The organism is Candidatus Andeanibacterium sp. (assembly GCF_057143545.1).
Window position 1 is genome coordinate 1 of record NZ_DBNHSF010000107.1, and the last position, 8,174, is coordinate 8,174.

Annotated in this window: 10 protein-coding genes and 1 tRNA gene; 4 read left to right on the forward strand and 7 right to left on the reverse strand. The window is 65.0% G+C overall.

Annotation, left to right across the window (positions count from 1 at the left end; translation table 11 throughout):
• Nucleotides 1-379, reverse strand: a 379-nt coding sequence (locus AC16XC_RS06880; RefSeq protein ID WP_484033910.1) for an SDR family NAD(P)-dependent oxidoreductase, incomplete at its 3' end; no start/stop codon positions are given.
• Between the two features lie 180 nt (nt 380-559).
• Here AC16XC_RS06880 and AC16XC_RS06885 point away from each other — a divergent pair.
• Nucleotides 560-1,840 carry a hypothetical protein gene (locus AC16XC_RS06885; RefSeq protein WP_484033911.1) on the forward strand — a complete coding sequence of 427 codons (1,281 nt, stop codon included), beginning with the start codon at nt 560-562 and terminating at the stop codon, nt 1,838-1,840.
• A 19-nt stretch (nt 1,841-1,859) separates the two neighbouring features.
• Here the strand turns inward: AC16XC_RS06885 and AC16XC_RS06890 are convergent.
• Nucleotides 1,860-1,934, reverse strand: a tRNA-Gly gene (locus AC16XC_RS06890).
• Nucleotides 1,935-2,117: 183 nt separating this feature from the next.
• Between AC16XC_RS06890 and AC16XC_RS06895 the strand changes: the two genes are divergently transcribed.
• Together AC16XC_RS06895 and AC16XC_RS06900 are read left to right on the forward strand one after the other, a co-directional pair.
• A complete protein-coding gene (locus AC16XC_RS06895) occupies nt 2,118-3,023 on the forward strand; it encodes a tetratricopeptide repeat protein (RefSeq protein WP_484033918.1) in 906 nt (301 codons plus the stop codon).
• Between the two features lie 13 nt (nt 3,024-3,036).
• Nucleotides 3,037-3,651, forward strand: a complete 615-nt coding sequence (locus AC16XC_RS06900; RefSeq protein ID WP_484033912.1) for an LON peptidase substrate-binding domain-containing protein — start codon at nt 3,037-3,039, stop codon at nt 3,649-3,651.
• Nucleotides 3,652-3,677: 26 nt separating this feature from the next.
• Here the strand turns inward: AC16XC_RS06900 and AC16XC_RS06905 are convergent, their stop codons facing one another.
• The 5 genes from AC16XC_RS06905 to argB all read right to left on the reverse strand — a co-directional run bounded on the left by AC16XC_RS06905 (nt 3,678) and on the right by argB (nt 7,175).
• Nucleotides 3,678-4,301, reverse strand: coding sequence for a MarC family protein (locus tag AC16XC_RS06905; RefSeq protein WP_484033913.1), 624 nt, complete (start codon nt 4,299-4,301; stop codon nt 3,678-3,680).
• An 8-nt stretch (nt 4,302-4,309) separates the two neighbouring features.
• On the reverse strand, nt 4,310-4,999 hold the full coding sequence (locus tag AC16XC_RS06910) for a Cif family virulence factor (RefSeq protein WP_484033914.1): 690 nt from the start codon (nt 4,997-4,999) through the stop codon (nt 4,310-4,312).
• Nucleotides 4,999-5,889, reverse strand: coding sequence for a bifunctional methylenetetrahydrofolate dehydrogenase/methenyltetrahydrofolate cyclohydrolase FolD (gene folD / locus AC16XC_RS06915; protein WP_484033915.1), 891 nt, complete (start codon nt 5,887-5,889; stop codon nt 4,999-5,001). Before folD ends, AC16XC_RS06910 begins: the two co-directional genes overlap by 1 nt.
• A 3-nt stretch (nt 5,890-5,892) precedes the next feature.
• Nucleotides 5,893-6,150, reverse strand: coding sequence for a YggT family protein (locus AC16XC_RS06920; RefSeq protein WP_484033919.1), 258 nt, complete (start codon nt 6,148-6,150; stop codon nt 5,893-5,895).
• A 125-nt stretch (nt 6,151-6,275) separates the two neighbouring features.
• A complete protein-coding gene (gene argB, locus AC16XC_RS06925) occupies nt 6,276-7,175 on the reverse strand; it encodes an acetylglutamate kinase (protein WP_484033916.1) in 900 nt (299 codons plus the stop codon).
• A 147-nt stretch (nt 7,176-7,322) separates the two neighbouring features.
• Here argB and AC16XC_RS06930 point away from each other — a divergent pair, with 147 nt between their 5' ends.
• Complete coding sequence (locus AC16XC_RS06930) at nt 7,323-8,012, forward strand: thermonuclease family protein (protein WP_484033917.1); 690 nt, start codon at nt 7,323-7,325, stop codon at nt 8,010-8,012.
• Nucleotides 8,013-8,174 lie beyond the last annotated feature (162 nt).

Below are 8,174 nucleotides of genomic sequence, written 5' to 3' on the forward strand. Positions count from 1 at the left end.
GCACGCGGTGCAGGAACAGCATCGGCGCGCGGATATGGATCCTTTGTGCGTTCCACCAGGCCTCGGGATCGACTTTCCAGATCGGCCCGAACGGCCCCGGCACCCCGGCATTGTTGACCAGCAGGTCGACCGGGCCAAGTTCGCTCTCGGCCCGCGAAACGGCGGCATCGATCGAAGCCGGATCGGTGACGTCGCAGGCGATCGCCAGGGCGTCGCCACCAGCGCTGCGGATCGCTTCGGCAACGTCTTCGAGCTGGTCGAGCGAACGCGCCAGCAATGCGACCTTAGCCCCTTCGCTCGCGAAGCGCTCGGCAATCGCGCGCCCGAAGCCGCGTCCCGCGCCAGTGACCAGCGCGACCTGGCCTTCCAGGATTCCCATGAGCCACTCTCCCATCGGCCTGCATCGCTAATCGGCGCGAGCCCAAGAGTCGAGCGCGCAATGCACCAGGACAGACCGTGATTTCGCCCCGGTGAGAATCGCTCGCAGATGCAGAATCCGCGCGCAATTCTCCTTGAACGAGAGTAATTTGCGCACCTCTTCACTTGAGAGACTCGCACCATGAAATCCAGACTTTCGATTGCCGTGTCCGCTGGCGCGATCGCCGCCGGATTCCTTGCCTTGCCGCTGATGGCGCAAGACGGCCCCGACAGCGGCCCGATCGGGCGCTACGACATGCGCGCCGGAACGATTTCCGGCGTCGGCCAACCCGGCCAGATGAATATGTCCCGGATGATGATGGGCGGCGGCGGGAGCCAGGTCCAGCACGAACTCTTGCTCCGGCTGGGCTCTTCCGACGCCCCCGAAAAGGGCAAGCCCGAAGCGGAACATTTCATGCCGCCCAATGCCAAGCTGGGAAGATCGGTCGAACTGGTGACGCCGGTGAGCGAACGCGGCCCGGTCGACGAGATCCCCAACATGCGTCCTGGCGATCTGCCAAAGGGCCGCATCCTGATCTTCTGGGGCTGCGGCGAGCATGCGCCCGCGGGCCAGCCCTATGTCATCGACCTCGAAAAGCTCGCGCGCGGGGAGTTACCGCCGGGCGATAGCCCGTGGACCAGCACGATCCTGCGCGACTGGGGGCCGAACCTCGAAAACAGCCGGACGTTCGGTCGCTGGCCGGCCGAAGACGGCAAATACGCCAGGCCCGATAGCTCGCTGATCGGCGCGCATCGCGTCTCGGGCAATTATTCACCCGACATCAATTTCGTCCTGAGCAAGGATTTCATGGCTCCGATCGCCTTGAAGTCGACGCCCAATCCGAGCGGCTCGACCTTGCTGACCTGGGCCGCGGTGGGCGATGCGACCGGCTATTACACCTCGCTGTTCGGAGGCAAACAGGGGCCCGGCGGCGAAATGGGCGACATGGTCATGTGGTCGTCGAGTTCCACACGTCAGTTCGGAGGCGGGCTCGCGGACTGGCTTTCGCCAGCCCAAGTGGCTTCGCTGGTAGAGGACGGTTCGGTGATGTCGCCGCAGACGACCAGCTGCATCGTCCCTGTCGAAGTGACCAACGCCGCCCCCGATTTCCGCCTGGGCAGCTTCACCGCCTTCGGGCCGGAAGAGAATTTTTCCTATCCTCCGCGGCCGACCCAGGCCGGCGTGCCGTGGAACCTCGAATGGACCGCGCGCATCCGGCACCGCTCGATGACCAGCTGGATGGAAATGCAGGGCATGACCATGGGCCTTGAGCAGGATGAGCAGGTGCAGCCCTGCAAGCCCAAGCGCAGGGGACTGGGCGGATTGGGCGGCGCACTCGGCGGTGCCTTGGGCGGCGCGCTCGGCCGGGCAGCGGGCAACGCCGCGGAAGATGCCGCAACCAGCGAGGAATGCGACGACTGAGCCGGTAATGCAGGAAAACTGGAGCGGGCGATGAGATTCGAACTCACGACCCCAACCTTGGCAAGGTTGTGCTCTACCCCTGAGCTACGCCCGCTCACTGGCGCTCCCGGTCAGGTTCGTCCGGGAGGGGAGGCGCGCGGTTAGCACCCACCCAAGGCGCGGGCAAGGGGGAAAGTGGATTCTCGCCGCTTGCCGAGATCGCCCCTTCACAAACGGTCAGGAAGGGCCACATTAGGCACCGAGAACGCGGCGAAGACGGGAGCATCCCTTGGCAAGCATGGGCCTCAATATCGAAGAACAGAAGGCGGTGGAGCGCTTCAAGGCGGAGGTCGTCGAACCTTCGATGACGAAGCTTGTGATCCTCGATTTCTGGGCCGAATGGTGCGGGCCGTGCAAGGCGCTGGCTCCGGTGCTCGAAAAAGTCACGGCCGAATACGCCGACAAGGGCGTGGCCCTCGCCAAGATCAATGTCGATGAAGAGAAATTCATCGCGGCCCAGTTCCAGGTGCGATCGATCCCGACGGTCTATGCCATGTTCCAGGGCCAGCCGGTCGCCGATCTCACCAATGCCCGCAGCGAGAGCCAGCTGCGGCAAGTTTTCGACGAATTGCTGTCCAAGCTGCCGATCAAGCCCGATGGCGATTCACCGGCCCAGGACATCGAGCCGCTGCTGGCGATGGGCGAGGACGTCCTGGCCGCCGGCGATGGCGAGCGCGCCGCTGGGATCTTCCTCCAGATCGCACAGATGGCGCCCGACAGCGCCGCCGCCCATTCGGGGCTGATCCGTTCGCTGATCGCCGCCGGCCATGCCGACCAGGCAAAGGCGGCGCTCGACGAACTGCCCGAAGAGCTTAAGCGCGACCCGGCCATAGCCCAGGCCCTGAGCCTGCTTGAACTGGCCAGCGAGGCCCCGCAGGACGCCGAGGAGCTGGCGCGATTGCGTGCGGCAGCGGAAGCTGCACCGGGCGACATGGACGCTCAGCTTGCCTATGCTGGTGCTGCCTTTGCGGGTGGTGCGCGCGACGATGCCGCAGCCACGCTGCTCAAGATGATCGAAGCCGATCCCGAATGGAACGACGGCGCGGCCAAGGCCAGACTGTTGCAGATCTTCGAAGCGGTCGGGCTGGAAGACCCGTGGGTCGCGAGCCAGCGCCGCAAGCTCTCGCTGCTGCTGTTCGGCTGAGATGCGGGCCGAATTGTCGAGCAAACGCCTCTCGATCTTTCCTCTCCCGGGCGCGATCCTGTTCCCGGGGTTGCAATTGCCGCTGCATATCTTCGAGCCGCGCTATCGCGCGCTGGTGCAGGATTCGCTCGCGCGCGACCGGCGGATTGCGATGATCCAGCCGCAAGCCATGGCGGAAGGCTCGCCGCTGTTCTCGATCGGCTGCGTCGGCAAGATCGGCGAAGTCGAGGCGCTCGAGGACGGGCGGTTCAACATCGTGCTCGAAGGCGAGCACCGCTTTCGCCTGCTGCGCGAACTCGACGCGACCACCCCGTTCCGGCAGGTCGAGGCCGAATTGATCGAGGACGACGATGACGACGTACTGAGCGCGGTCGAACGCGCCAGCTTCGAACGCGAGGCGCGCGAATTTGCCGACCGGCAGGGCTATTCGGTCGACTGGGATTCGGTCGCGCGGCTCGACGACGTCTCGCTGATCAACGGCGTGAGCCAGATCGCGCCGTTCGACGTCGCGGCCAAGCAGGCGCTGTTGGAAGCGTCGAACATTCGCGCGCGTTGCGAATTGCTGACCCAGCTGATGGCGTTTTTCGGTCGCCATGATGGCGACCAGGGCCGGGTAACGCTGCAGTAATTAGCCCCTCCCCTTCGGGGGAGGATCTAGATCCCGAAACTGCCCTTGAGCCCGTCGATCACATATTGCGCGGCGAGCGCCGCCAGCAGCACGCCCAGGAGGCGGGTGATCGCGCCTTCGACGCTGGTGCCCAGCAGCCGGATCAACGGCCCGGCGGCGAGCAGGGCGATCATGGTCAGCAGCAGCACCACAGCGAGCGCGGCGAACACGGTCAAGGTGGCTTCGGTTCCGCTGGCCTCGTTCACCAGCAGCATCACTGTCGCGATCGAGCCCGGCCCGGCAATCATCGGCATCGCCATCGGGAAGACCGAGACATCTTCCACTTCGGGCGTTGCCAGGATCTTCTCGACCCGTTCCTCGCGCCGCTTGGTGCGCCGTTCGAACACCATCTCGGCGGCGATGAAGAACAGCAGGATGCCACCCGCGATCCGGAAACTGTCGAGCTCGATATGCAGCGCGCTTAGCAGTTCCGCGCCAAACAGCGCAAAGCCGAACAGGATGAGCGCGGCAATGAAGCTTGCCTTGATCGCCATCCTGCGTTGCTGCGCCGGTCCCGCCTCGCGCGACATGCCGGCATAGATCGGCGCGCAACCCGGAGGGTCGATCACCACGAACAGCGTGACAAAGGCCGAGAGGAAGAGTTCGAGCATTCAGTCGCCTATCGGCCGCCTTCGACCGCAAGCACTTCGTGCATCGCGCCATCGCGCATCATCCTGACCGAGATCGTCCGGCTACCGTCCGCATTCACTTCCCAGTAATAGGCCAGCGTGTCGTCTTGCGAACTGCCAAGTCCAATGCCCAGCTGGTCGAGCCGCTGGTGCCAATTGACGATTTCACGTTCGCCTTCGCAGTCGGCCACTTCGGCCTGGACCATTTCGGGCTCGGCCAGCGGCTTGTCGAGCGGTTCGCCCATATCGAGCACGAATTTGTAGCTGCCGTCCCTTTCCTGCCGCTCCCAGACCGTGACGAACCGTCCGACCTGCCCGTCGGGCTGCTGGTAGGCGCCGGTCGAAACCGCCAGCGAGCCGTCGCAGCTCGACCAGACCTGGTGCGGCTCCCAGGTCACAGCTTGCGGCGGGTTGTCCCGCCCCTTAAGCCATTCCCTGGCATTGACCGGTTCGGGCACGAACATCACCGCATCGTCGGCGGCGTATTCGGCAAAGGCGGTCCACTGGCCCTGGTCGCGCGCCATGGCGGCAAAACCGAGTTCGGTTGCGACCACCTGCCCAGGCTGCGCGACGGGCTTGAGGTTGCGGGTAAAGCGATTGCGATCGACATTCGGCCCCGAACAGGCGGCGAGCAGCGCCGCACCGGAAAACAGCGCGACGATTGCTGCCCGCCCGCTCATCACAGCGCATCCTCATCGAGCGCGATGCCCTCGCGGCGATAGGCCGAGACCAGCGCATTTCTCAAGAGCACGGCAATCGTCATCGGGCCGACCCCTCCCGGCACCGGGGTGATCGCCGAGGCCACCTCGCGCGCGGAAGCGAAATCGACATCGCCGACCAGCTTTGTCTTGCCATCCTCGGTGTCGATCCGGTTGATCCCGACATCGATCACCACCGCGCCGGGCTTGATCCAGTCGCCCTTGACCATTTCTGGGCGGCCGACCGCCGCGATCACGATATCCGCACGGCGCACGACCCCGGGCAGGTCGCGCGTGCGGCTATGGGCGATGGTAACCGTGCAGTTCGCATCGGTCAGGAGCTGCGCCATCGGCTTGCCGACGATGTTCGAACGCCCGACCACGACCGCGTCCAGGCCCGACAGATCGCCGAGGCGGTCCTTGAGCAGCATCAGGCAACCGAGCGGCGTGCAGGGCACAAAGCCCTTCTGGCCGACCGAGAGGCGACCGGCATTGATGATATGGAAGCCGTCGACATCCTTGTCGGGATCGATGGTCGAGATCACCGCCTGTTCGTCGAGCCCCTTGGGCAATGGCAGCTGGACGAGGATGCCGTCGACATTGGGATCGGCGTTCAGTTCCTCGACCTTGGCGATCAGCTCGGCCTCGCTGGTGTCGGCAGGCAGCTTGTATTCGTAGCTGTTCATCCCCGCGGAGAGGGTGGCCTTGCCCTTGGAGCGGACATAGACCTCGCTCGCCGGGTCCTCGCCGACCAGCACCACCGCCAGCCCGGCCTTGCGGCCCGCCTTGGCCTCGAACTGCGATGCATAGGTCCCGATCCGTTGGCGGAGGCCTTCGGCAAAGGCCTTCCCGTCAATCAGCGCTGCACTCATCGATTACGCTCCCAGAAGCAGGGAAAAGAGGATCCGCTGGATGATCGTCAGGCCGAGGATCAGCACCAGCGGCGAAAAGTCGATCGCGCCGGTCTCGGGCATGATCCGCCTTATCGGTCGCAGAACCGGCTCGAGCAGCGAATTGATCGAGCGATAGACCTGGAACAGGAAATCGTTGCGCGAGCTGACGACGTTGAATGCGAACAACAGGCCGATGATGAACTGGATGATCACCAGCATCACGATCACGTTGATGATCATGCCGAGGATGTCGAGAATCAGGAATCCACCCACTGTGCCGCGCCTTTCGAAAAGTGTGCTGCCGCCTGCCTAGCCGAGCCGGGGGCGGTGTATCAACCGCACAATACGGAATGCCGGGATCGCGTTCATTCGGCCCTGATCAGCGTGCCCGCGCCGCGCGAGGTGAAGAATTCGAGCAGCATTGCATGCGGCACCCGCCCGTCGAGCACCACCGCCGCCTCGCACCCGGCCTCGACCGCGTGGACGCAGGTTTCGAGCTTGGGGATCATCCCGCCCGAGATCGTCCCGTCATCCCTCAGCCGCGCAATGTCTTTCGGGGTCAAATCGGTGAGGAGTTTGCCATCCTTGCCGAGCACGCCCGGGACATCGGTCAGCAGGAACAGCCGCGCCGCGCCCAGCGCCGCGGCGATCGCCCCGGCCATGGTGTCGGCGTTGATATTGTAGGTGTGCCCGTCCTCGCCCGCGCCGATCGGCGCGACGATCGGGATCATCCCGGCATCGCTGGCGGTCTTGAGCACCTTGGTATCGACATGGCTCGGCTCGCCGACACAACCGAGGTCGATCGCCTGCTCGATATTGCTTTCGGGGTCCTTGGTCGTGCGGGTGACCTTGGTCGCGGTGACCATCTTGCCGTCCTTGCCAGACAGGCCGATCGCCTTGCCCCCGGCATTGTTGATCCAGCCGACCAGCTCCTTGTTGATCGCGCCCGACAGGACCATTTCGGCGATTTCGGCGGTCGCCTTGTCGGTCACCCTCAGCCCATCGACGAATTCGCTCTCGACCCCGAGCTTCTTGAGCATCGCGCCGATCTGCGGCCCGCCGCCATGGACCACCACCGGGTTGATCCCGACCGCCTTCAGAAGCACGATATCCTCGGCAAACTCGCGCGCCGCCTTGGGATCGCCCATCGCGTGGCCGCCATATTTGACGACGAAAGTGCGCCCGGCATAGCGCTGGAAATAGGGCAGCGCCTCGATCAGCGTTTCCGCCTTGGAGAGCATCGTCTTGTCCTGGCCTGCGCTCATCGCGCCACCCTCCTGCAAACAGTCCGCGCGCCTTAGCGGCTCGCTCGGGAGTAGGAAAGGGCGGATGGCGCGGAGCGGCTAGGTAAACGACCCGACAGGGTTAGCCCTTAATACAATCTTGGCCATCGGGGGCGTAGCGTTTGCGCCATGCCCGATTATTTCGACAAGCCTTACGGAGCCATGCCGCTGCAGCGCGGCGGGCACTCCTGGCGCAAGGGGCCGCGCGCGCCCAGGCAGCGCAAGGAACGGCAATTCGCGCTGCTGGTCGGCGGGCTGTCGGTCCTCGCCTTTGCCAGCGTGTTCGCGTGGGACGCCTTGCCGTTCGGCGGAACCGACGGGGCGGACGAGCTTTCGCCCGAAGTCCAGCGGCTGTTCGCGATGACCGAGGCCGAATGGCAGGAGCGGGTCTGGCCGACCAGTGCCGACGATATCGAAGCCGGCCAACCCCAGCTCTCCGGACGTCTCACCGCGAGCAATGCGACCACCGTGACCGATACCTTCGCGCGTTGCGCGAGCGACCGCTTCACCTGCGTCGTCGACGGCGACACGCTGTGGTACCAGGGAACCAGGATCCGCATCGCCGATATCGACACGCCCGAGGTCGCCAGTCCCGGCTGCAACCTGGAACGGGAGATCGGCCAGCAGGCGACCAGCCGCCTCATCGACTTGCTCAATGCCGGGCCGTTCGAACTCCAGCCAGCCGACCGGACGTTCGATTCCTATGGAAGGCGGTTGATGGTCGCCCAGCGCGGCGGGCAGAGCCTCGGCCAGGTGCTGGTCGCCGAAGGCCTCGCCGAAAGCTGGGGCGGGCCGCGCGTGGATTGGTGCGGCGCCTGATCTGCCCTATACTGCCCGAATGGGCTTCACGTTCGAACAATGGCTGATGATCGCGATTGCCTTGGCGGTCGCGTTCAAGCTTGGCTCGACATACGGGCGGCTGTCGGCCGATAGCGACCGGATCCAGCCGATCAGCACCACCCGCATTTCGCCCGAAGCGCG